Below are 23548 nucleotides of genomic sequence, written 5' to 3'. Positions count from 1 at the left end.
CCTTCTACCCTTCCTCACTGCTTAAGCGGAGTTGCACTTGCTGCCGATGCCGACCCGGCGCTACGTAGGTGTAGCGCAGTGGCAGGCCGCAGTTCGAGCAGATTTGTAGCACCAGCGCCAAACCCAAGCCAGCACTTTCGGCGGGGCTGTCGGTGGCTTTGTGAAAACGGCCGAAGAGGCCCGCGTCCTGTAAGGACTGCGCTTGGCCGGTATTTTCCACCGTCAGAGCTTCCGGCGTCAGGCGCACCACCAAGTCCCCTTGTGCCACGTTGTGGCGGATGGCATTAACCAGTAGGTTGCTGACCAGCACTTCCAGCAGGCCCCGGTGAATGCGCATGGGCACGCTACCCGCAATTTCCGTTTCCAGCCGGATACTGCGGGCTGCTAGTTGGTGTTGGAGCTGGGCAAGTTGGGTGCGCACAGTGGCCGCCACGTCCACGGTTTCGGCTGGGAAGTACAGGTGGTTGTCGAGCTGGGCCAGCAGCAGCAGGCTTTTGGTGAGGTGAGTGAGCCGCTGCGTTACGCCCATCAGGTTTTCAATGTAGCCGGCTTGCTCCTCGGTGAGGCCGGGCGCCTGCACCAGCAGGTCGAGGTGGGTGCGCATGATGGCCAGCGGCGTCTGGATTTCGTGAGCGGCATTTTCCGTGAATTCTTTCTGATACCGGTACACCCGCTGGTTTTGCCGCAGCAGCAACTGCACCGCCTCGTGCAGCTCCCGAAACTCCCGCACCGGCGTGGCAGGCAGCGTAATGGATTGGTTGCGGTTGAGCTTGTACTGCTGCAACTGCTCGAGCAGCGTGTAGAACGGCTGCCACAGCCGCCGGTTCAGCACCAGTTGCAACCCGAACATGCCCAGCCCCAGCACCCCGAAAAGGCCCGCTCCCGCCACCACAATGCGCAGCAGCAACGACTGCGTATCCAGCAACGACAACCGGATTTGCAGCTCATACGGCCGCTGCTGAAACACCACGGGCACCGCCAGTTGCCGGTAGGGCTGCTGCTGGCCGGTTAGCTCATTGAACATGGGGCGGATACTGAACTGGTCGGAGCGGCGGGCGGGCAACGCCCGGAGCGGCACAAATTCCACGTTGTGGTCGAGTTGGTGCCAGTACGCCAGGTCGGTGGGACTGTGCAGATACAGGCGCAATGCCTTCTGCACCCGCAGCTTGCGCCGGCTCAGCGTGCGGTCTACGTAGGCATAGTACAGCTTATGAATCAGCGAGTAATACACAAACGATCCTACGCCCGCTACTACGCTGGCGTACAGCAAAAAAATCAGCGTGGTGCGGGTCAGGAGTTTCATGGGAGCAAGGAAGCGCCGAGCTACGCCAGGTCGGCGTCGAAGCGGTAGCCCAGGCCGTACACCATCCGAATGTAGTTGGGCGCGCCAGCTTCGGTGAGCTTGCGCTTCAGGTTTTTGACGTGCGCGTACACCGTTTCGTAGGTATCAAACTGCTCGGCAGCATCGCCGGAGAGGTGCTCGGCAATGGCGCCCTTGCTGATTACCCGCCCCTGGTTGGCGAGCAGCAACAGCAGCAAATCCAGCTCAGTACGCGTGAGATTCAGCGGCTGGCCGCCCTGCGTAGCCACCCGCGCCGCTATGTCCACCGTCAGTTGGCCCACCTGCACCATATTGGCCCCGTTGTAGCGGCGGCGGCGCACAATAGCGGCCACGCGGGCACTGAGTTCCGGCAAGTGAAAGGGTTTGGGCAGGTAATCATCGGCCCCCAGCTGCAAACCCGCAATTCGGTCGTCCACGGCGTTGCGGGCCGACGTGATAATCACGCCCGCCTCGGGCCGCTGCTGCTTTAGCTCGCGTAGCAGCGCCAGGCCGTCGCCGCCGGGCAAGGTGAGGTCCAGCAGAATGCAGTCGTAGTCGTAGAGCAGCATTTTTTCCTGCGCCTGATCGAAGGTGGCAGCTAGCTCGCACACGAAATGCTGCCCGCGTAGGTAGCTGCCGAGGCCAGCCGCCAACTCGGGCTCATCTTCAACGATCAGTAGTTTCATGGAGGGAGGCAGAAAGGAGAAGGAACGGTAAAGGTAAAGCAGTTTCGAGTGCCACTGTAGCGCAAGCAAGCGGATTGCGCGGGTGCCTTGCCAGCCAAGGCAGGCAACTGAAGGAGCATGAGTGACTCATCACTTTTTATTGGCGTGAGGCGGGCATCTTCCAAATGTATTCTAAATCCACTGGTAGTATCGCCATACGTTTCGGCGTGCCGCTGCTCTTGTGCTTCTCTTTCCCCACCCCAATCCTCTGCTTATGCTTTCGCTGCTAGGTTTTCTGATGATCAGTACGTTTATGTACCTGATCATGTCCAAGCGCATGTTTGCCATGACGGCGCTGATCCTCATCCCGATTGTGTTTGCGCTGATTGGCGGATTTCGGGCCGAAATCGGCGACATGATGCTGGAAGGGGTCAAGAAGATTGCGCCTACCGGCGTGATGCTCATTTTCGCCATCATGTACTTCGGCATCATGACCGATGCGGGCTTGTTCGACCCCATTGTGGCCAAGATTCTGAAAGTAGTGGGCGGCGACCCGCTGAAAGTAGTTATCGGCACGGCTGTTCTGGCCTTGTCCGTTTCACTTGATGGCGACGGCACCACTACCTACATCATTGTGGTGGCGGCCATGCTGCCGCTATACCGTCGCCTCCGCATGAACCCGCTGGTGCTTACTGCCACTGCCTTTCTGTCGAGTGCCGTGATGAACATTCTGCCCTGGGGCGGCCCTACGGCCCGGGTGCTGTCGGCCCTGCACCTGGATAGCTCGCAGGTGTTTACGCCCCTGATTCCGGCCATGATTGTAGCGGCGGGGTGGGTGCTGTTCGTGGCCTACATTTTCGGTAAGCGCGAGCGGGCCCGGCTGGGCATCACCGTCATTACCGAAGGCGCTACGGCGCTGGTAGCCGAGGCCAACGACGAAGAGCTGAGCTTGCGCCGCCCCAAATTGCTGTGGCTGAACGCCCTGCTCACGCTGGCACTACTGGTAGGCCTGTTCATGGATATCGTGCCGCTGCCGGTGCTGTTCATGACGGCTTTTGCCCTCGGCATGCTCATCAACTATCCGCGCCTGGGCGAGCAGCGCAGCCGCCTGAACGCCCACGCTGGCAACGCCGTCATTGTGGCCGGGATGGTGTTTGCGGCCGGCATTTTCACTGGTATTCTGGCGGGTACCAAAATGGTAGATGCCATGTCCCTGACCATCGTGACGCTGATTCCGGACCTGCTGGGGCCACATTTGCCGGTGCTGACGGGTATCACCAGTGCGCCGTTCACCTTCTTCATGAGCAACGACGCCTACTACTTCGGCATTCTGCCGCTGGTTACGAAGGCGGCCACCCAGTTTGGGGTGAGCGTGGTGGATATGGGTCGGGCTTCGCTGCTCGGGCAATCGGTGCACTTGCTGAGCCCCCTGGTGCCTTCCACTTACCTGCTTGCTGGCCTGGCCGAAGTGGATTTTGGCGACCATCAGCGCTTCACGCTCAAATGGGCCTGCGGAACGGTCATCGTGATGCTCATTACCTGCTTGGTGCTGGGCGTGGTACCGCTGTAACAGGCTGACGGCTAGCCTAAAGCTGAGTCTGAAAGCTCCAATCCATTTACAACCCAACCTCCCACCCGCTGCCCTGCCCAGGTCGGCATTCTCATCGGCTATTCCATGAAAAAGACGTTTCTCTTTTTTGCCTTGCTCGTGCTGCTGGCTGCTGGGCCGGCGCTGGGCCAAAACCGCGGCAAGTACAACGGCTGGCTGCAATACACGGGCACGTACTCACTCAATCAGCGCTTCGACGTGAACCTGGGGGCGCAGTACCGGGCCTACAGCGGCCTCACCGACAAGCGCCTGCTGCTGGGCCTAGCCAATCTGCAATACAACCTCAAGAGCCTGCCCATGTCGGTGGCGGCGGGGTACATGTATTTGCAGCTGCAACCCTACTCCAACCCCGAGCAAACCGAAAAATTCGATAACCGCGAGAACCGGCTGTACCAGCAAGTTATTGTCAACAACAAGCTGGGGCGGGCGCGGCTGTTGCACCGCTACCGCATTGAGGAGCGCTGGACTCCCGGCGACTTCCGGCTCCGCTTTCGGTACCTGGCTTCGTTGCGCCTGCCGCTTGGGCCCCGTTCGTTGGAAAGCCCGAAGTGGTACGCCACCATCAAGGACGAAATCCGCCTCAGCGACCAGCTTAACCCCTTCGACAGCAACCGGGTATGGGGTGGCGTGGGCTACATTCTCAACAAACATCTGGGCGGCGAACTGCTCTGGATGACGCAGTTCAACGGTGGCCCCGACCGGTCTAATTACGTAGCCTTCATCCTGCGCCACGACTTCGGCTGGTCGGCCGACAAACCGGAACGCCGCCCACGCTTCCTGCCGCAGTAACTACCCTATTTCTTCCGCATGAACGAACACCTGCAACAAATCATAGACAATCCGCTGGCCGCACTGGCCATTGTGGGCAACCTAGTCATCATTGAAAGCCTGCTGTCGGTGGATAACGCGGCGGTGCTGGCCACCATGGTGGGCGACTTGCCCAAGGAGCAGCGCCAGAAAGCTCTGCGCTACGGCATCATCGGGGCCTACGTGTTTCGGGGGTTGTGCATTCTGTTCGCCTCGTTCCTGATTGAGTTCTGGTTTCTCAAACCCCTCGGCGGCCTCTATTTGCTGTACCTGGCCTACGACCATTTCAAGCCCAAAGGCGGCGGTTCCGAAACGGACGAGGAAGGCGTGGACAAGCAGCAAAGCTGGCTGTACCGCCGCACGCTGGGGCTGTTTGGTAAGTTTTGGGCTACCGTGGCCTTGATTGAGCTAATGGACCTGGCCTTCTCCATCGACAACGTGTTTGCCGTGGTGGCCTTCACCGACAACCTGATTCTGATTTGTTTGGGCGTGTTTATTGGTATTCTGGCTATGCGGCTGGTGGCGCAGGTTTTTGTGGTAATGATGGCCAAGTACCCGTTTCTGGAAACGGCGGCTTTCGTGGTGATTGGCATCCTGGGGCTGAAGCTCTTTCTGTCTTTGTTTGAGCACTACTTTCCCATGCACCCCGTCAGCCGCTTCCTTGGCAGTGAAGCCGCCGATGCCGGTCTTACCGTGCTGACCGTCGCCGTGTTTGCGGTACCCTTATTCGCGTCGTGGGTGCGGCAGCAAGTGGCTAGGTAGCACCTCCGCTGGCTTAACGCTTGGTTCTACGGGTTGGGGCGAAGATGGTAAGTACGCTTTTCAGCTAGCTTCTCCCCTTTCAGTTGCTTGCCAACTTACTATAACGCCCTGCCTTGGCTCCACTCTGGGTTAGCAGCTGAAGTAGCTGTAAAACGGACGTGCATACAGCAAGTCCAACAAAGCGTTGGCAGTTAACCGTAAGGATAACTACACAAAGCTTTGTGTTTTGGTGCGTGCTTTCACCTCAGCCATATGGTTTTATAGGCACTATCTACTGGCTACTGAATTCAATTATATTATCAACTGAAAATCAACACCTAACTATATATAACAGGAAAATACCCGCTCTTACTTCTAACAGACAAGAAAGAGTCCTCCTCCACTCTGCTGGACTATGACCTGATAATATTTTGAATTATCAGGAAGGCCCTTGCAAGTTTACACAAACGTTTGTGTAAACTTGCAAGGGCCTTCCCTCTGGTTGAAGTTCTAATCTTAGCCGGGTTTGCCAGTTGCCACACACGCCCACCGGGTGCCCGCCTGACTATGTATTCACGGGCACATGCTGCTCACCTATTCATTGGCTCATGGCAACTACGGAACGCAGCCTGATTACCAGCACATCAACTTAGACTTCCGCTCCAGCCACCACCTCCCGCCTTGTTCTGCTGCCAACCCCGACACCTCGTTCCTGCCCTATGAAGTCGCGCTTCCGTTCACACTCCAATTTTGTACGCTTGCTGGCTTACGGCGGCCTGCTGCTAGTCCTGCCCGGCCAAGCGTTGGCCCAGACGCCCGCGGCCCCAGCCACGCCCGGCAACCCCGACCAGCCCGTGAACGTGACCGTACCCACGCCGCTGCCGGTGTACGGCAACCCCATTATCCGCGACAAATACACCGCCGACCCCGCCGCACTGGTGGTGGGCAACACGGTGTACCTCTATACCGGCCACGACAACCCGCCCCCCGGCAAGGAGTGGTACTTCATGAAGCAGTGGCTATGCTACTCTTCGCAGGATATGGTGCACTGGACCGAGCACCCCTCGCCGCTCAACGTGCAGGCCTTTGCCTGGGCCAAAGCCGACGCCTGGGCCTCTCAAGTTATTGCGCGCGACGGAAAATACTACTGGTACGCAGCCGTGGAGCACGGCAGCATCGGCGGCAAAGCCATCGGCGTGGCCGTGTCGGATAGCCCTACCGGCCCCTTCAAGGATGCGCGGGGTTCGGCACTCGTCACCAACGACATGACCACTGCCACCAAAATCAGCTGGGACGACATCGACCCTACCGCGTATATCGACGAGAAGGGCCAGGCCTACCTGTATTGGGGCAACACGGTGTGCTACTGGGCGAAACTCAAGCCCAACATGACCGAGCTGGACGGCCCCATCCACCCGATTACCACACTGCCGCGCTTCACGGAGGCGCCGTGGCTGCACAAGCGCAAAGACTGGTACTACCTAAGCTACGCCACCGAGTTTCCGGAGAAGATAGCCTACGCCATGAGCCGCAGCCTGGAAGGCCCCTGGGAATACAAAGGCATCCTCAATGAAGTGGCCGGCAACTCCAACACCAATCACCAGTCTATCATTGAGTTCAACAAGCAGTGGTACTTCATCTACCACAATGGCACGGTGAATACGCATGGCAGCAGCTTCCACCGCTCGGTGTGCATCGACCGGCTGTACTACAACAAGAACGGGACGCTCAAGCGGGTGCAAATGACCACCGAAGGCCTGGCACCGCAGCCGTAACAGGAAGCTGCCACCCGCCTAAAATCCGCCGCAACTCTCTACTCATCACCTACTTAGCGTCAATTACCAAGACGATACGCTCCCACCCACTCTCATGAAAAAGCGCTTTTTATTGCTTTGGTGCGCCTGCGTGCTGCCACTGGCTGGCTTCGGTCAGCAGGCTGCCTTGCAGAGCTTTCCCTTGTCGGCGGTACAGTTGCTCGACAGCCCTTTTCTGGTAGCTCAACAAACCGACAAAACCTACCTGCTGGCCCTCGACCCTGACCGGCTGCTGGCGCCGTACCTAGCCGAGGCGGGCCTGCCCACCAAGGCCGAGCGCTACGGCAACTGGGAGAATACCGGCCTCGACGGGCACATAGGCGGGCACTACCTCTCGGCCCTGGCGTATATGTACGCCGCTACCGGCGACGCGCAAGTGCAACAGCGGCTCACTTATTCGGTTGAGCAGCTTGCCCGCTGCCAGCAGCGCAGCGGCGACGGGTACGTGGGCGGTATTCCGGGTGGGCGCGCCATGTGGCAGCAAGTGAAAGCCGGGCAGCTTGAGGTGGGCGGCTTTTCGCTGAACAAGAAATGGGTGCCACTCTACAACCTGCACAAAACCTACGCCGGCCTGCGCGACGCCTACCTGTTTGCTGGCAACGAGCAGGCCCGCACGGTGCTCGTTAAACTGGCCGACTGGGCCGTGGACCTCACTGCCAACCTCACTGACGCGCAAGTTCAGCAACTACTTATCAGTGAGCATGGTGGCCTGAACGAAGTGTTTGCCGACGTGGCCCAGCTCACCCACGAACCCAAATACCTGCGCCTGGCCCAGCGCTTTTCGCAGCGTACCACCCTGGAGCCGCTGCTCGCGGGCAAGGACGTGCTAACCGGCCAGCACGCCAACACCCAGATACCGAAAGTCATTGGCTTTAAGCGCGTAGCGGAAGTAGGCGGGGATACGACTTGGGCACGAGCGGCGGCGTTTTTCTGGCAGACGGTGGTGCAGAACCGCACGGTTTCCATTGGCGGCAACAGCGTGAGTGAGCATTTCAACCCGGTCGGCAACTTCACCTCTATGCTGGAGGGGCGCGAAGGGCCGGAAACGTGCAACACCTACAACATGCTCAAGCTCACCAAGCAGCTTTACCTAACCAGTGCCGCTACCAGCTACCTCGACTACTACGAACGAGCCCTCTACAACCACATTCTGTCGTCGCAGCACCCCAACCAGGGCGGATTCGTGTATTTCACGCCCATTCGGCCGCGGCACTACCGCGTGTACTCGCAGCCGCAGGAAAGCTTCTGGTGCTGCGTGGGCTCGGGCCTGGAAAACCACGGCAAATACGGCGAGCTGGTATACGCGCACCAAGGCACCAACGAGCTGCTGGTCAACCTGTTTCTTCCCTCGCAGCTGTCGTGGCCGGAAGCCGGTCTGACTCTGCGCCAAACCACCCGCTTCCCCTACGAAGAAAAAACGGCCGTGCAGCTTACGTTGCGCAAGCCGCGCCAGATGGCCTTGAGCGTCCGGCGGCCGGTGTGGGTGCGGCCCGAGCAGTTTCAGCTAACCGTAAACGGGCGGGCCGTGCCCCAGAGTACCAGCCGCGCCGGCTACGTTACCATCCGCCGCAAGTGGCGCTCCGGCGACGTGGTAGCCGTAGCGCTGCCCATGCACACCCAAGCCGAATACCTGCCCGACCATTCGCCCTGGGTGTCGTTCGTGCACGGCCCCATTGTGCTGGCCGCCCGCACCGATACCACCGGCCTGGTAGGATTGCGGGCCGATGGCAGCCGCATGGGCCACGTGGCGCGCGGGCCGCTTTACTCCATTGAGGAAGCCCCAATACTAGTGGCCTCTTCGGCCGCCGAGCTACCCCAGGGCTTGCAACCCGTGCCCGGCAAGCCCCTTACCTTTTCGGCGGCGCGTTTGGTTGACAGCGAGGCATTCCGCAACGTGGAGCTGGTGCCGTTTTACCAGATTCATGATGCGCGCTACATGCTATACTGGCCGGTAGCCACGCCCCAGGAGCTTACAGCTCGCAAAGAGGCGTTGCGGCAGAAAGACGCCATCCGGCGGGCCCTGGCCGCCCGCACCATTGATCAGGTGGCGCCGGGCGAGCAGCAACCCGAATCCGACCACGGCTTTGAGGGCGAGAAAACGCAGGCCGGCACCTTTCGTGACCGGCACTGGCGCGATGCTGCTCACTGGTTCAGCTACAACCTGCAAAACCCCAAGCGCGAGGCCAAAACGTTGCGCATCACCTACTTCGGAGGCGACAAAAACCGCTATTTCTCTATCCTAGTCAATGGCAAGCAACTCACGCAGGTGAAGCTAGATGGCCGCCAAGGCGACGCCTTTTTCGAGGCCGATTACGAGCTGCCCGAGTCAGCCCGCACGGCCCTAACCCTGAACGTGAAGTTTGCGGCCGCGCCGGGCTCTACAGCCGGCGGCATCTACGACGTCTTGCTGCTGAAATAACAGCTCCCAGCGCACCAACCAAGCCCTGCTGTTTTTTGCCGCTCACCATCCACTCTGGCGTTAAGCAGCACCGTGGGCCGGTACCCTATTGGCGGGCACCGCGGGCTGCTTGCCGGCACCAGCCAAGCGGTACTGGCCGCTACTCTCGTGGGCTTTTCGGAACGTGCTAAGCGCCTTGCCTTGCAGCTAAAAATCATTGACAATCAATAAGCTAACTACTTATGAACGTAGCGTGTCTACTCAGAAAAATCTGCTGTGCTGGCTTGCTGCTGGCAACTGGGCTGCCTGCTGTTGCGCAGAAAAAAGCTCCCGGCTTTCTATCCGCTCCTACCTGGACGTCGGATAACGGCAACGGCACCTACACCAACCCGCTGTTCTACGACGAGTTTTCCGACCCCGACCTTATCCGCGTTGGCACCGACTATTACCTCACCGGCACCACCATGCACGCCATGCCCGGCCTGCCCGTGCTGCACTCCAAAGACCTGGTGAACTGGGAATTTCTGACTTACGCGGCGGGCACGCTCGACTTTGGCCCCGCTTACCGGCTGGAAGAGGGCAAGAGTGTTTATGGGCAGGGCATCTGGGCCCCGAGCTTCCGCTACCACAACGGTACGTTCTACATCTTCACCAACGTGAACGGGCGCAAAACCCAGCTTTACACCGCCACCAACCCCAAGGGCCCCTGGAAGCACACCGAGCTAAAACAGTCGTTTCACGACCTGTCGGTGCTGTTTGATGACGATGGCAAAGTGTACGTGGTGTGGGGCTACGAAGACTTGCACCTGGCCGAGCTGACCGCCGACCTCACCGATATCCGGCCCGGCTCAGAGCAGATTATCGTGACCAAGGGCAGCGGCGCGGGCGAGGGTTGCCACATCTACAAGATCAACGGCAAGTACTACATCACCAACACCCTCTACGACCCGCTCTGTTATCAGGTGTGTTTGCGGGCCGACAGCCCCCGCGGCCCGTACCAGGTGCAGGTGATAAGCGCCGAAGAAAACCTGGGCTTTGGCACTGGCTACATGCTGGCCGGCGGGAACCAGCCGCCGTTTAAGCTCACGCCGCCTGTGCCCAACTTGGTGCGCAGCATTACGCTGCACCAAGGCGGACTGGTGGAAACCCCATCGGGCGAGTGGTGGGGCTGGTCGATGATGGACCACAACTCGGTGGGCCGCCTGACTTGCCTCTCGCCCGTTACCTGGCAAAACGGTTGGCCCTATTTCGGCTTGCCCGGCAACCTTACCCGCACGCCAGGTACGTGGGTGAAGCCCAACACCGACGCCACCGTTACGCCCCACGCACCCTACCGCCGCAGCGACGACTTCGCGGCTGCCGCCCTGCAACCCGTGTGGCAGTGGAACCACGCCCCGGTGGCCGGTAAGTGGTCTTTGGCTGAGCGCAAAGGGCACCTGCGCCTGCATTCTTTGCCGTCTGCTGATTTCTGGCAGGCCCGCAACACGCTCACGCAGCGCGCCATCGGCCCCGAGTCGGTGGTGACGACGGAAGTGAACCTAAGCAAGCTGCAACCCGGCGATGTGGCGGGCTTGGCGTTGCTGAACTGGCCGTATTCGTGGCTGGGCGCGGCCCGTGAGGCCAACGGGCTGGAGCTACGCCAGTACGACCACGTAACCGGCCAAACCACCCGCCAGCCTCTGGCAGCTTCCCACCTGTGGCTACGCACCAGCTGCAACTTCGACACCGAAAAAGCCCGCTTCAGCTACAGCCTCGACGGGCGTACGTTTACTGAGCTAGGGCCGGAATGCACCATGGTATTTCAGCTGCGCACGTTTCAGGGGGTACGCTACGGACTGTTCAACTATAACACCTTGAACAAGGACGGCGGCTACGCCGATTTCAACACCTTCGAGGTGGCCGAGCCTCGCCCCCGGGGCCTCACGCGGCATATCCCCTACGGCCAGGAAATCAAGCTCACGAGCCTCGCCGACAGCGCCGTGCTGGTAAGCTGGAAGAACTTCGTGCGCCCGGTGGCGGCCCGCGACAAACTGGCCGCGGATGGCTCTACCAGCCGCTTCCGGGTGGTTGATAAAGGCCAGGGGCGCGTGGCGTTGCAGTCGGTGGCTACCGGCGGCTGGGTGACAGTACGCGGCCTGGGCGGCATGGCCGAAGTGCGGCTCGAAAAAGAACAGCAAGGCGACGCCTCACTTTTCCAGTGGCAGGACATGCAACGCGGCGACCTGATGCTACAGTCGCTGCTCACCCACCGTTATCTTTTCGCCGACCCCAAAGCTGGCAGCCTGTGCTCGGCCGATGCCCCCGGTACCCGCCCCGACCGCCGCGACGGTGCCTGCTTTGCCTGGACAGTTACGAACTGATGTTGCCTTCCTTGATTCATGCCTTCCTCTTCTGCTGCTACTTCACTTGACTTGCAAACGCCCCGTGCTAGGGCCCTGCTAGCCGATTTCAAGAATGACTGCTTTGGAATGGCTGCTCGAAGCTGGCTTTTCGGGCTACTGTTACTGCTGCCCGGTGCGCTGCGGGCCGCCGACCTGCGCATTGTCAATCTGCAAGTGGAGTACACCCAAACTCCGCTGGGTATGGATGTGGAGGCCCCCCGCTTTAGCTGGCAACTAGCTGCGGCGCCTAGTCAGCCACGCGGCTGCCGCCAGACGGCCTATCAGGTGCGCGTCAGCAACGAGGCGGGCGAGTTGGTCTGGGACTCCCGAAAGGTAGCCCGCAGTGCTTCGCTGAACATCTTGTACGCTGGCCAACCACTAGCCCCCACCACCCGCTACACCTGGGTGGTGGAGGTGTGGGACCAGCAAAACGAAAAGCACACGGCCGCGTCTTGGTTTGAAACCGGCTTGCTCAACCCTGACCCTCAGCTAACGGCTTGGAGCGGCGCCAAGTGGATTGGTGGCGGCGACGAGGATATGGTGTTGTACTCCCCTTACCTGCCGGTGTTCAAGCTAGGCTACACCGTGCAACTAGATGCCGCCTCCAAGAGCACCCGCGCCAGTTTCCTGTACGGAGCCAACGACCCGCGCCTGCTTGATAAGCATAAGAATCTCTACCATCTGCAAAACCAACTCGACGAGTCGTACCTGCGGCTGGAGCTGGATATTGCACCCTTAGCTAAACAAAGTAAGGCTCAATTACATATCTACCGGGCGGGGTATCATCCCACTGATAAGAAAGATACGCCGTTCAAGAGCTACGCTATTCCCACCGCACTCCTCAACCAGGCAACTAAGTACGCCAAGCATACCATTGAGTTAACCTCGGACCTGGGACTTACGCGCATTTACCTCGATGGCAATCAGCAGGAAAACCAGGTGGCCGAAGTCAACTTGAACCCACTGGGCCAGGGCGGCGACTTTATTGCTTTTCCGGTGGTAGCCGACATTGGCTTTGCCGTACCACCGGGCCAATCGGCCGCCTTTTCCAACGTGGAATTGCGCAACTTCCGCAGCCCCTCGAACGTGGTATTTAGCGAGCAACTCACGGCCCAACCTTACACTGGTATCTTTTCGGCTACCAGCACTGTGCGCGTCCGCAACGGGGCGTACCAGGTGCGCGGCGGGGCTACGGGCGCTTTGGTACTCGGCAACCCGAGCCGCAATGCCACCCCCATGCTACGCACCACTTTCGCGGCGGCCGCGGCCAAGATTGCTAAGGCCCGTCTCTACGTTACCGCCCGGGGCATCTACGACGTGTACCTGAACGGCCGCCGCCTCGACAGTGCCTACTTCAACCCCGGCCTGACGCAGTACCCCAAAACCCATCTCTACCAAACCTACGACGTCACGGCGCAGGTGCGCCCCGGCTCGAACGCGCTAGGCGCCATCCTGGCCGAGGGCTGGTGGAGCGGCGGGGCTACCTACATGGGCGGGTTCTGGAATTTCTTCGGCGACCGGCAATCCTTGCTGGCCAAGCTGGTCGTTACGTATGTGAATGGCAATCAAGACGTAATAGTGAGCAACCCGGCTACTTGGTCGTACTTCAACGGTGGCCCGACAGTGTACGGCAGCTTCTTCCAGGGCGAAGTATATGATGCCACCCAAGAGGCGCGGATAGCGCAGTGGAGCTTGCCCACCTACCCGGCTAGCGGCTGGAAACCAGTGCAGGAAGTGGGCCTAATGCAGCACGTGAGCCGCGACCGGGCCGAGTGGGCCAACATGCCCGCCGTAGACGATTACTCGCAGGCAAAGCTGGTTGGGCAATTTGGCCAGACTGTGCGCCCCATAGCCGAGCTAACGGCCAAGTCGGTGGAAGAGGTGCGCCCCGGGGTGTTCGTGTATGACATGGGCCAGAACATGGTGGGCGTGCCCCGCATCACGCTAACGGGCATGCGGGCGGGCCAACGAATTGTGCTGCGCTACGCCGAAGTGCAGTATCCTAACCTACCCGAATACAAAGGCCAGGAAGGGATGCTCATGCTGGAAAACATTCGCGCCGCCATGGCCCAGGACATCTATCTGGCCAAGGGGGGCACCGAAACCATTGCCCCGCGCTTCACTTACCACGGCTACCGCTTCGTGGAAATTACCGGCATCGAGCGGGCATTGCCCGTGGCGGCTGTGAAAGGCACCGTTCTTAGCTCACTCGATAAACTGGCCTCGCATTACGAATCATCGAACCCGCTGGTAAACAAGCTGTGGGAGAATATCACCTGGTCGATGCGGGGCAATTTTCTGTCTATCCCCACTGACTGCCCGCAACGCAATGAGCGCCTGGGCTGGAGTGGCGACATTTCGGTTTTCTCGCGCACAGCCACCTATTTAGGGTATGTGCCGCAGTTCCTGCGCCGCCATATGCAGGCCATGCGCGATGTACAGCGCCCCGACGGTCGTTTCTCGGACGTGGCCCCGCTGGGCGGTGGTTTTGGGGGTACCTTGTGGGGCAGCGCTGGTATCACCGTGGCCTGGGAAAGCTACCAGCAGTACGGCGACCAGCAACTGCTGGCTGAGCACTACGACGCCATGAAGAGCTACATCACCTACCTGCGCCACAAACTCGACCCGAAAACCGGGGTGCTAAACGACGGTCCGCTGGGCGACTGGCTGGGGCCTGAGCAGAACCGCAACGATAATACGCTGCTCTGGGAAGCCTACTTTCTTTTCGACCTGGATATCATGCAGAAAGTAGCCACGGCATTAGGTAAAACCGCCGACGCCCAAGAGTTTGCCACGCTTCATCAGCAACGCAAGCAATTCTTCAATGCCACGTATGTGGAGAAGCAAACCAAGCGCACCATACACTCGGGTTTCAAGCAGCACCACAACACCAACCCCACCTCCGGCGACTTGGTCGATACGCAGGCTTCCTATGTGCTGCCGCTGGCTTTGGGCGGGTACGCCCCGGAAAACCATGCTCAGGCCGTAGCCAACCTGCTGACCACCATTACGCGGCAAAACAAGCTCGATACTGGCGGCATGGCTCCCCCTTACTCGCTGCTGACCGGTTTTATTGGTACCGCCTGGATTTCCAGGGCCTTATCGGAAAACGGGCACGCTGACGTGGCGTACCGCTTGTTGCAGCAGACCACCTACCCCTCGTGGCTATATTCGGTTGAGCAGGGCGCCACCACTATTTGGGAGCGGCTGAACTCGTATACGCACACCGAAGGCTTCGGCGGCAACAACCGCATGAACTCCTTCAATCATTACTCGTTCGGGGCCGTGGGCGCGTGGCTCTATGATACGTCACTGGGCATTGCCCGCGACGAAAACTCGCCGGGTTTTCAGCATTTCATCCTGCAACCCACCCCCGACCCCACCGGCGCCATGACCTTTGCCAACGGCTACTACGACTCAATGTACGGCCGTATTGAAAGCAGCTGGCAGAAAACCGGGGCCACGTACCAGTATCGGTTGGTGGTGCCCGCCAACACGACGGCCACCCTGTATTTGCCAGCTCAGAAAGAGCGTGACGTAACCGAAGGTGGCCGGCGAGCAGCCAAAGCGGCGGGCGTACAGTTTTTGCGCCTGGAACACGGCAAAGCAGTGTACGAGGTGCGTTCTGGCAATTACTTATTCACAACCACCCAATAAAAACTGGCCAGGCTTCCTATTCTCTCTGCTAACCAACTACCTCTTCCACAACAGGTTTGGCGAAGGCTGGACTCATTATGCTGAATACTGATTAGCAGCGGAACCGGTAGTTTCTGAGCCCTACCGGCTAGCTCAAGCTGGGGCCAATAGCATCATATATCACGACTTTCTCCCAGTAACGGGCGTACTGGTTGCGGAACTCGTCGTGAATGGGATGTTGCTGATACTCTTCTTCTTGCTCGGCATTATCGAACAGGCAGAGCCAGGAATACGTGTAGGTGCGCTCTATTACGTCGCGGTTGGTTGGGGCGGGCGTACCGATGTGCGCCATTTTAATGGAAGGAATGCGCGCGAGCTTATGCAGCCCTTCCAAAAGAGTTTGCTTATCTGCCTCGCTGGCGCCGGCCGGGGTGTAAAACAAGACGTGGTGTACAAAAAGCGCGGGGACGGAGGATGTAGTCATAAGCCGTAAACGCATAAGCGAAAGAAACGATTAGAAGGCATCACTACCGCTTCAGTAGCTTCTGCACAACTCGGCCGGGCCCATGCGTGAGTATGTGGGGTGCCAATTGCCTCACTCGCTGGGCCTATTGCGCGCTAATTACAGCACGGCATTCACAAACCGGCGGTTGTCGCGCCCACGCCTCCACTTGTGCCTTCCCGGTCCGGCAGCAGCGGTGCGCATTGTTTCTGCCCCCAATCAATAACCTCTGTTACCAACTCCTAGTCCACTCTTATCAAAGCAAGAAGAGCGTATAAGTAGCTGGTCGTCAGCCATAAAAAAAGGCGACTCAACGAGCCGCCTCTTTTCCACAACCAAAACACCTAAAAAAGTATTCTTTCTACTAAAACGCGTACAACTACCGCGCCAAAAGCACTGGATACAATAGAACAAAGGAACTTTATTTGGAATACCCAGCTGGTTTAGGCAGCTGGGTATTCCGCTAGGCGTTGACTGGATTGCTACTCTTTCACTAATCGGCTTACCAGCCGAGAGCCTGCAATTTCTATTGTAACCAAATAAACGCCGGGCGCTACACCAGCTAAATCAAGCTGCGGCTGATTAGCTCCGGCTTTCACCGCCAATGGCCGTGTAACTACAGTACGGCCCACCAAATCAGCCACCTTAACAGAGGCGGTACCTGCTACCCGCGAATCAAAAGACAGGGTAACGGCATCGTGGAAGGGGTTTGGATAGTAGCCAAACGATTCGGCAACGAGTACCGCCGGCTGGGTACTGAGCACGATGGCCAGGTCGCGGGCACCGCGAAATACCTGGCCCCGGATTTCGCCGGCCGGATAAAGCGCGGTGTGAATATTGGCGTAGATACTGTCGCGGCGGAACTGGAGGGCGCGGCGAGCGGTAAACGGCGCGGCTGCATTGGGGGCTGCGTTGCCGGTAGGCTGCCAGAACCCTTCGGCCGAAATGGCGGTATTGCCAGCAGGCGTGTAAAATGGGCTAAGTTCAAACACCACTGGGCCGCCCTGGTTGCGCAGGCCCGTGTGGAAATGCCCGCCCGTAACCGGACCACTCAATCCTCCCCAGGCCAAGCTGAAGTGCACATTGCTCTGGTCACGGTCCATGCTCACAAAGCCGGACCCGTAGGCAGTGCTGGCATTGGGCGTGGGGCGCTCCTGGCTGCCATTCATGGAGAAGGTATACCCCTCACGCGCCAACCGGTACACCTGCCCCCGGATTTCGCCGTTGGGATTGGCTGCCGTGTTGAGCACGAAATTTACCCCGCCCGTCAGAAACAGATTAACCGCTGCCGACGATAAGCCGGTGAAGCTCACGCTGAAAGCAGCCGGGGCTCCTGTTAATGAAACAGTGCTAATCAAATCGGCAGCAGTGTTGGCCTGTCCTAGCTCTTTGGCAAAGACGGTGAGGCTAGTTGGGGAGGCACTGAGGCCGGTGTGGGCCAAGAACACCTGCAAGGTGTCGAAGGTGGCGTTGAGCCGCCCGAAGGCCACAGCTTTGGCAGTTGTGGTTACAGCGGGTACCATCTGCGCGCCATCCAGGCGCGCATCGTGGCCGAGGTGGCGCACTTGCCGCACCAGTTGGCCCCGGATTTCGCCGCCGGGATTAGCGGCCGTATGAATATTGATGTACACTTGGCCGCTGGCCAGCGCCGCCAGCACCGTTGCGTCAGGCGTCAGCTCACCTTCAATTACGTTGCCGCTTACGTACGTTAGGAGGCTTTGAATAACGCCGCCGGCTACGCCAGGCAGCCCCTGGTGAAAATGCGCGTCGGTAATGGCCCCACTAAGCCCGGTGGCCACCACCCGAAATTTCATCTTGTCCTGGGCTTGAGCCAAGCTGAATGTGCCAATACCCACGGCCGAAGTTGTAACGGGAGGTACCTCGTTGGCGCCCGAAAGTACCGCTATGTAGTGTTCGTCTTTTTCCAGCTCAATCTGCCCCCGGATTTCGCCGCTGGGGTTGGCCGCCGTGTGCACGTTCAGGTAGTAGCCACCGCGCAGGTAGCGGTCCAGCTTGCCCCGGTCGATGTCGGTGCCGGTGAGGAAGCCCTGAATGCGGTTGCCCCGGATGAAGCGGAATAAATCAGTTACCACCGGCCCCGATACTCCGCGGAATCCCAAGTGCGTATGCGCCATGGTAATGGGCCCACTCAAGCCACTGAAAGCCCCGGAAATAAATAGCGTGTCCCGCGTGGCATTCACGGTGAAGCTCACGGCACCGCGCGCTGCCGTCGTGACGGCCGGTACCTCTTGGCTGCCAGTAAGGGTGGCACCCAGCAGTAGGTGCGCCCGTAGATGGTCGGCTTGCGAAGGAAGGCTGAACAGCAGGATCAACAAGCCGGCCAGCAAATGCGTAAGTTTTTGATGCATACTACTATGAGGATGGGAGTTAGAAATACTGCCGGATTTTCGCCCAGCAGCTAAACAGTACCCTCTTACTACTCCTACTCCCTAAATATGTTCAGAGAAGTATATTTTCTTTTTGTCTCCACCCCAAAATCAATTACCGTGGCTGCCGGCTATGGGCTGTACCTTGCGGCTTTGTCCATACTGCCACTTGTTTCTCACCTCATTCCCTGATCAGCATGGAAGCACCCAACCCCGACTTCATGCGCGAAGCTATTCGCCTTTCCATTGAAAAAATGCAGGCCGGCCACGGCGGTCCGTTTGGAGCCGTTGTAGTGAAAGACGGCGTCATCATTGCCCGTGGCTTCAACCAAGTAACCAGCACCAACGACCCTACCTGCCACGCCGAGGTAGATGCCATCCGAAAGGCGTGCACTACGCTCGGCACGTTTCAGTTGGACGGCTGCGACCTATACACTTCCTGTGAGCCCTGCCCGATGTGCCTCGGCGCTATTTACTGGGCCCGGCCCCGCCGCGTGTTCTATGGCAACACCAAACAGGATGCCGCCGCCGCCGGCTTCGACGACCAGTTCATCTACGATGAGATTCAGAAGCCACTGGAGCAACGCAGAATCCGTATGATAGAATTATTACGAGACGAATCTAAACAAGGCTTTGAAGCCTGGGCAGCGCACGAAACTAAGACAAACTACTAAGCATAACACAATACATACAAATCCCCTGCTACTGTTCAGCTACTCGAACAGCAGCAGGGGATTTGTGTTTGCACATAGCTACAGTTATCATTTTTGGTTTATTTAAAACTTAATAGGACTTAACTATTGTCTTTTTTTGTTTTAGAATCTTTCTTACAGCGAATCAACAGATTTGATTTGAAATCATAAAGTACAATTTGCAAGCCAATGACAGGCTTCTATATTTGCCCTGAAGGTTAGTGTTGCTGCTGCTATTATGTAGATTAGAGGGGAAAGATAAAATTGAACAATTCTCCGCACAAAGAGCACACTAGCTCGAACTTCTATCCGCGTTACAAATCCAACCTACACTACAATGAAAACAATTCTCCCCTCTTTACGCCAGGCTGGCATTCGGCTAATAAAGCCCGTTCGATTACTGTTACCGGCAACACTTCTGTTTGGTGCTACCCAGCAGGCGTATGCGCAGTTTCCGCGAAACGAAACCTTCAAAAATGCCTCGGCCCCTAATTTTACTATCAGCGGAGCAGCCCGCCTGACCGGCACTGGCCAAACAGGCAATGATGCAGTTGGTCAAGGCTACCTACGGCTAACCAGCGCCGCCACCGACCAAGCGGGTTCCATCATCGATAATGTAGGCTTTGATGCACCGGATGGATTTACTATTTCCTTTGAATTTTTTGCCTACGGTGGTAGCGGAGCAGATGGCTTCAGTGTATTTCTGGTAGACGAAGCCGGTCAGCCAGCCAGCGGCTTCCGCATTGGCGCATCGGGCGGCTCGTTGGGCTACGCCCAGAAAACCAATGCCCCGGCGGCGCCAGGGGTTTCCCGCGGCTACATCGGTATTGGTATCGATGAGTTCGGCAACTTCGCCAACCCTACCGAAGGCCGCAACGGCGGACCCGGTTTCACCCCGGATGCTATTTCCATCCGGGGAGCTGGCGACGGGTCCAGCGCCACTGACTATCCTTACTTAACGGGCACGGCACTCAACCAACTCGGGTTCAGCCTGGATGTGCCCACCGCTCGTGCCCAAAGCGGCTCCGCTGACTATCGGCGGGCATTTATCGACGTGGTACCTACCGGCTCTGGCAGCACCCGCACCTACCGTATAACGGTACGCGTACAGCATGGCAGCGTAGTTACCACCACTGTTGATAACGTAACGGTTAGCACGCCGCCTGACCGGCTCCGGCTAGGCTTTTCGGGCTCGACGGGCAGTCTGACCAACGTGCACGAAATCCGCAACCTGAATATCGTGCAGGCCCCGTTTGCCAACGACGACCTAGCAGCCACGCGCTACGACCAGCCGGTTACGCTCAATGCCATCAGTAACGACATATTTCCGGGCACTGGTTTTCAGCCCAATTCTCTGGATTTGGATTTTGGCACTCCTGGTATTCAAAATACGCTCACAGTTCCGGGTAAGGGCACTTTTACTGTAGACCCAATGGGGCAAGTAACGTTTCAGCCTACTGGAAATTTCGCGGGTACCGTTACTATTCCATATACCGTCAACGACATCCTTAACCAAACAACTTCCACCTCTAGTCCGGCCAACATCACAATTATCGTGCAGGGCGCTGATGTGGCAACCAGCATTACGGGGCCTGCTACTGCCAATCCGGGGGCCCGCATTACTTACAACCTGAGCACCACTAATCTGGGCTCCGTTACGGCCCAGAACGTGACGGCTACGTTACAACTTGCGCCTCGGCTGCCAGCCGGCAGTGTCACGCCATCCAGCGGAAGTTATGACGCCGCTACCGGCTTGGTTACGTTTGCCCCCGTTGCCAGCCTAGCCAGCGGCGCGCCCCCCATTGCAAACTCTGTGAGTATTGTGGTACCAGCCAGCGGCACGATAACCGGCACCGCCGTTTCCGGCAATTCCATCCCCGACCCCGTTACGGCCAACAACACAGCAACTATTACTACCACAGTCAGTGGTATTGCCAACGTAAGCACGGCCTGCGCCACTCCCGGCAAAGATGGCCCGTTCACTGTCAGTGGCACCAATCAAATCCTAAACACCTACTATGCTGGCAACCAAACAGTAGCAGCAGGCAACAATACTATACGCGTAAGTACCGCCACGCGCGGTGCAACCAACGCTCTTGCTGTTGGCGATGTGGTGTTGATTATGCAAATGCAGGGAGCCGATCTGAATACGACTAACTCGGATGCCTACGGTGATGGAGTTGCCGGTGGGGAAGCCAGTGGAAACTTAACCACAAACTTCACCGCCGGGCATTACGAGTATGCTAGTGTTAAAAGCATTACCACTTCAGGCGGCAACCTAACTATTACTCTTAATAAAGGGCTAGCATACGGATACGAAACTGTTGATTATGCCAACATTTCGGGCACGCAAACGGGGCAGCGTCGTTTCCAGGTTATTCGGGTTCCTCAGTACGCAACCCTCACTTTCGCGGCTGGCAGCACCGTAACCGGTCCTGCCTGGGATGGTAGCACAGGTGGTGTATTAGTGCTGGATGTAGCAGGTAAAACCATTTTCAATGGCAGCGGCTCTTCTCTGTCTATGACGGCGAAAGGGTTCCGGGGCGGCGGCGCAAAAGGCTACGATGGTATGACCGCCGCCTCCGCCTTCCGTAATGTGGCAGCCACTACACGTGCGGGAGCACACGGCTCGAAGGGCGAAGGCACGGCCGGTACCCCTCGGTATGTGTATGAAGGCGGCACGACGATAGTAAACACAGGTAGCGAAGGCTATGTGAACGGTAGTACCGCGCAAGGAGCCCCCGGTAATGCAGGCGGCGGCTCCACTTCTTCCACTCCCACCAACAACAATGGTAACGCAGGCGGCGGCGGTGGTAGCAATGCTGGCAAAGGCGGAATTGGTGGCTGGGGAGCAAGCACTGGTACTGAAACAACTGGTAGTGGGGCCCGGGCATCGGGCGGCGTAGTCTTTTCTGGTAGCTCTGAGCGCCTCATAATGGGCGGCGGCGGTGGAGCCGGCTCTACCAATGCAACTTCGGCCAATGAGTACCTAAGCAGTGGGGGTACCGGAGGAGGCATCATTTTGTTGCGCACTGGATCTGTAACTGGTACTGCCACTGTAGAAGCAAGCGGCGGTGCGGCACCTAGCGCCGGCGCCTTACCCGAAGGCGGCGGCGGTGGTGGAGCAGGCGGCACTGTACTGCTGATGGCCTCGCCTCCGAGTGGAGTAGCGTCAGGCTTGAATGGGTTGACCGTGCGTGCTGACGGTGGCCGAGGCGGCGATGCACGAACTAATGCTACTGCTTCTGTAGGACCCGGCGGCGGCGGCGGCGGTGGCTTCATTTATGCTAGCTCGGCCTTAGCTTCTGCCTCTACAGCGGCTGGTGCCCGGGGTGGCACTAATACTGACAGCCGCGCTTTTGGCGCAGCGGCCGGCAACACTGGCAGCAGCAGCACTACTACAAGCACCGCTACTGCCAACACGATAGCCGGAGCAGGCGGTTGCCTACCAATGCTGACTGTTGCCTTGCGCACAGAAACTCCAAACCGCAACAGAGTAGGCGCGCCGGGCAGTGCCGTCTATCCGGCTATGTATACTCTCACCATTTCCAACACGGGAGGCGTGGCCGATGACTTAAACATCTTTGCAAGCCTTGCAAACAACGTTTTTAGCTTCGACGATTCCTTTACCCCCGAAGTAACACTGATTCTGGCCGATAATACATCAAGCACGCCTATCGACTTTGCAGTTAGCAGCGGCGGTAGCACTCCTTCGTTCAGCCTGGGCGCGCTTCCAGCAGGGGCATCGGTAAGCATCGTCTTCCGCGCGACTATTGCGGCCACGGCCAACGACAACGTTGCGTATCAGGCTAGTGCCGGCGTAAGCTACACCAATCCGTTACGTATTACAGCTGGTTCCACTATCCAGCCCGGCGGCAACTATTACTCAAACGACGCCAATTACGGAGCCGCTGGCGGCAGCAACTATACGGGCACTAACCCTGGCAATACCTACGAGGATGTAATGATTGCCCGACCATTACCGGTGGAGCTGAAAAGCTTCGAGGCTGCGGCTGTGAATCAAAATACTGTACTGAATTGGGTAACGGCCAGCGAACTGCAAAACGACCATTTCGACGTGGAGCGCAGCCTAGACGGCCGCAGCTTCGAGCAGATTGGCGCGGTGCAGGGCCAGGGCACTACCACCCGCGAAACCACTTACCGCTACATCGACCAAGGCGCAGCTCGCCTGTCGCTGAAGCCGATTTACTACCGCCTGCGGCAAGTGGACCGCGACGGCACCAGCAGCTACTCCCCGGTTCGGATGGTACGGTTCGTGCGCGACGCAAAAGCCGCCATTGCCCTCTACCCCAACCCGCACACCGGCAGCGCCACCCTCGACCTGACAGGCCTGCCTGTAGCCGACTACCACGTAGAGGTACTGGACCTGGCCGGGCGTCAGCTCGGAAAGTTTGAGCTAAAAGGCGGCCTTCAGCATCCGCTGGAATTGCACACGCTGCCACTCGGCTCTTATCTACTGCGAGTACGTGGTGCCGAAACAGTTATCACGCTGCCAATGATCCGCAACTAACGTTTGCTTCCTTAACTCCTTCATACAAAACGCTCCCGCAAGTAGTTGCGGGAGCGTTTTGTAT

At 58.5% G+C, this 23548-nt stretch carries 13 protein-coding genes; 9 read left to right on the top strand and 4 right to left on the bottom strand.

Annotation, left to right across the window (positions count from 1 at the left end):
• Positions 1-4: 4 nt before the first annotated feature.
• Together J0X19_RS01655 and J0X19_RS01650 are read right to left on the bottom strand one after the other, a co-directional pair.
• Positions 5-1303: a sensor histidine kinase gene (locus J0X19_RS01655; protein ID WP_206980138.1), complete on the bottom strand. Its 1299-nt coding sequence runs from the start codon at positions 1301-1303 to the stop codon at positions 5-7.
• Between the two features lie 20 nt (positions 1304-1323).
• The gene (locus J0X19_RS01650; RefSeq protein ID WP_206980137.1) at positions 1324-2007 is read right to left on the bottom strand and encodes a response regulator transcription factor; all 684 of its coding nucleotides are present in this window, start codon (positions 2005-2007) and stop codon (positions 1324-1326) included.
• Positions 2008-2260: 253 nt separating this feature from the next.
• On the opposite strand from J0X19_RS01650, the gene J0X19_RS01645 reads away from it, so the two are divergent.
• The 7 genes from J0X19_RS01645 to J0X19_RS01615 all read left to right on the top strand — a co-directional run bounded on the left by J0X19_RS01645 (position 2261) and on the right by J0X19_RS01615 (position 15393).
• Positions 2261-3556: a CitMHS family transporter gene (locus J0X19_RS01645; protein ID WP_206980136.1), complete on the top strand. Its 1296-nt coding sequence runs from the start codon at positions 2261-2263 to the stop codon at positions 3554-3556.
• A 105-nt stretch (positions 3557-3661) separates the two neighbouring features.
• Entirely contained in the window at positions 3662-4384 is a 723-nt protein-coding gene (locus tag J0X19_RS01640) for a DUF2490 domain-containing protein (RefSeq protein WP_206980135.1), read from the top strand.
• A gap of 18 nt (positions 4385-4402) precedes the next feature.
• Positions 4403-5164, top strand: a complete 762-nt coding sequence (locus J0X19_RS01635) for a DUF475 domain-containing protein (protein WP_206980134.1) — start codon at positions 4403-4405, stop codon at positions 5162-5164.
• A gap of 698 nt (positions 5165-5862) precedes the next feature.
• The gene (locus J0X19_RS01630; RefSeq protein ID WP_206980133.1) at positions 5863-6918 is read left to right on the top strand and encodes a glycoside hydrolase family 43 protein; all 1056 of its coding nucleotides are present in this window, start codon (positions 5863-5865) and stop codon (positions 6916-6918) included.
• Between the two features lie 94 nt (positions 6919-7012).
• Positions 7013-9376: a glycoside hydrolase family 127 protein gene (locus tag J0X19_RS01625; protein WP_206980132.1), complete on the top strand. Its 2364-nt coding sequence runs from the start codon at positions 7013-7015 to the stop codon at positions 9374-9376.
• A gap of 263 nt (positions 9377-9639) precedes the next feature.
• Positions 9640-11715 carry a glycoside hydrolase family 43 protein gene (locus tag J0X19_RS01620; protein ID WP_206980131.1) on the top strand — a complete coding sequence of 692 codons (2076 nt, stop codon included), beginning with the start codon at positions 9640-9642 and terminating at the stop codon, positions 11713-11715.
• A gap of 18 nt (positions 11716-11733) precedes the next feature.
• Positions 11734-15393: a family 78 glycoside hydrolase catalytic domain gene (locus J0X19_RS01615; protein ID WP_242581804.1), complete on the top strand. Its 3660-nt coding sequence runs from the start codon at positions 11734-11736 to the stop codon at positions 15391-15393.
• Positions 15394-15520: 127 nt separating this feature from the next.
• On the opposite strand, the gene J0X19_RS01610 is transcribed toward J0X19_RS01615, so the two are convergent.
• On the bottom strand, positions 15521-15856 hold the full coding sequence (locus J0X19_RS01610) for a Dabb family protein (protein WP_242581802.1): 336 nt from the start codon (positions 15854-15856) through the stop codon (positions 15521-15523).
• 500 nt (positions 15857-16356) lie between these two features.
• A complete protein-coding gene (locus J0X19_RS01605) occupies positions 16357-18243 on the bottom strand; it encodes a CHRD domain-containing protein (protein ID WP_206980129.1) in 1887 nt (628 codons plus the stop codon).
• Between the two features lie 215 nt (positions 18244-18458).
• Here J0X19_RS01605 and J0X19_RS01600 point away from each other — a divergent pair, with 215 nt between their 5' ends.
• Complete coding sequence (locus tag J0X19_RS01600) at positions 18459-18935, top strand: nucleoside deaminase (protein WP_206980128.1); 477 nt, start codon at positions 18459-18461, stop codon at positions 18933-18935.
• A gap of 355 nt (positions 18936-19290) precedes the next feature.
• Positions 19291-23484, top strand: a complete 4194-nt coding sequence (locus J0X19_RS01595; protein WP_206980127.1) for an Ig-like domain-containing protein — start codon at positions 19291-19293, stop codon at positions 23482-23484.
• The last annotated feature ends 64 nt before the right edge of the window (positions 23485-23548 follow it).

This window comes from Hymenobacter telluris (genome assembly GCF_017313265.1).
Taxonomy (GTDB): Bacteria; Bacteroidota; Bacteroidia; order Cytophagales; family Hymenobacteraceae; genus Hymenobacter; species Hymenobacter telluris.
Note: the sequence above shows the minus strand (reverse complement) of the source record. Positions and strands in the feature narration are given on the sequence as shown.

Bases quoted from the DNA above. Each gene is read 5' to 3' on its own strand.
- J0X19_RS01605 (WP_206980129.1), bottom strand. From the start codon at position 18,243: ATGCATCAAAAACTTACGCATTTGCTGGCCGGCTTGTTGATCCTGCTG.
- J0X19_RS01650 (WP_206980137.1), bottom strand. From the start codon at position 2,007: ATGAAACTACTGATCGTTGAAGATGAGCCCGAGTTGGCGGCTGGCCTC.
- J0X19_RS01630 (WP_206980133.1), top strand. From the start codon at position 5,863: ATGAAGTCGCGCTTCCGTTCACACTCCAATTTTGTACGCTTGCTGGCT.
- J0X19_RS01655 (WP_206980138.1), bottom strand. From the start codon at position 1,303: ATGAAACTCCTGACCCGCACCACGCTGATTTTTTTGCTGTACGCCAGC.
- J0X19_RS01640 (WP_206980135.1), top strand. From the start codon at position 3,662: ATGAAAAAGACGTTTCTCTTTTTTGCCTTGCTCGTGCTGCTGGCTGCT.
- J0X19_RS01610 (WP_242581802.1), bottom strand. From the start codon at position 15,856: ATGACTACATCCTCCGTCCCCGCGCTTTTTGTACACCACGTCTTGTTT.
- J0X19_RS01595 (WP_206980127.1), top strand. From the start codon at position 19,291: ATGAAAACAATTCTCCCCTCTTTACGCCAGGCTGGCATTCGGCTAATA.
- J0X19_RS01615 (WP_242581804.1), top strand. From the start codon at position 11,734: ATGCCTTCCTCTTCTGCTGCTACTTCACTTGACTTGCAAACGCCCCGT.
- J0X19_RS01600 (WP_206980128.1), top strand. From the start codon at position 18,459: ATGGAAGCACCCAACCCCGACTTCATGCGCGAAGCTATTCGCCTTTCC.
- J0X19_RS01625 (WP_206980132.1), top strand. From the start codon at position 7,013: ATGAAAAAGCGCTTTTTATTGCTTTGGTGCGCCTGCGTGCTGCCACTG.
- J0X19_RS01635 (WP_206980134.1), top strand. From the start codon at position 4,403: ATGAACGAACACCTGCAACAAATCATAGACAATCCGCTGGCCGCACTG.
- J0X19_RS01645 (WP_206980136.1), top strand. From the start codon at position 2,261: ATGCTTTCGCTGCTAGGTTTTCTGATGATCAGTACGTTTATGTACCTG.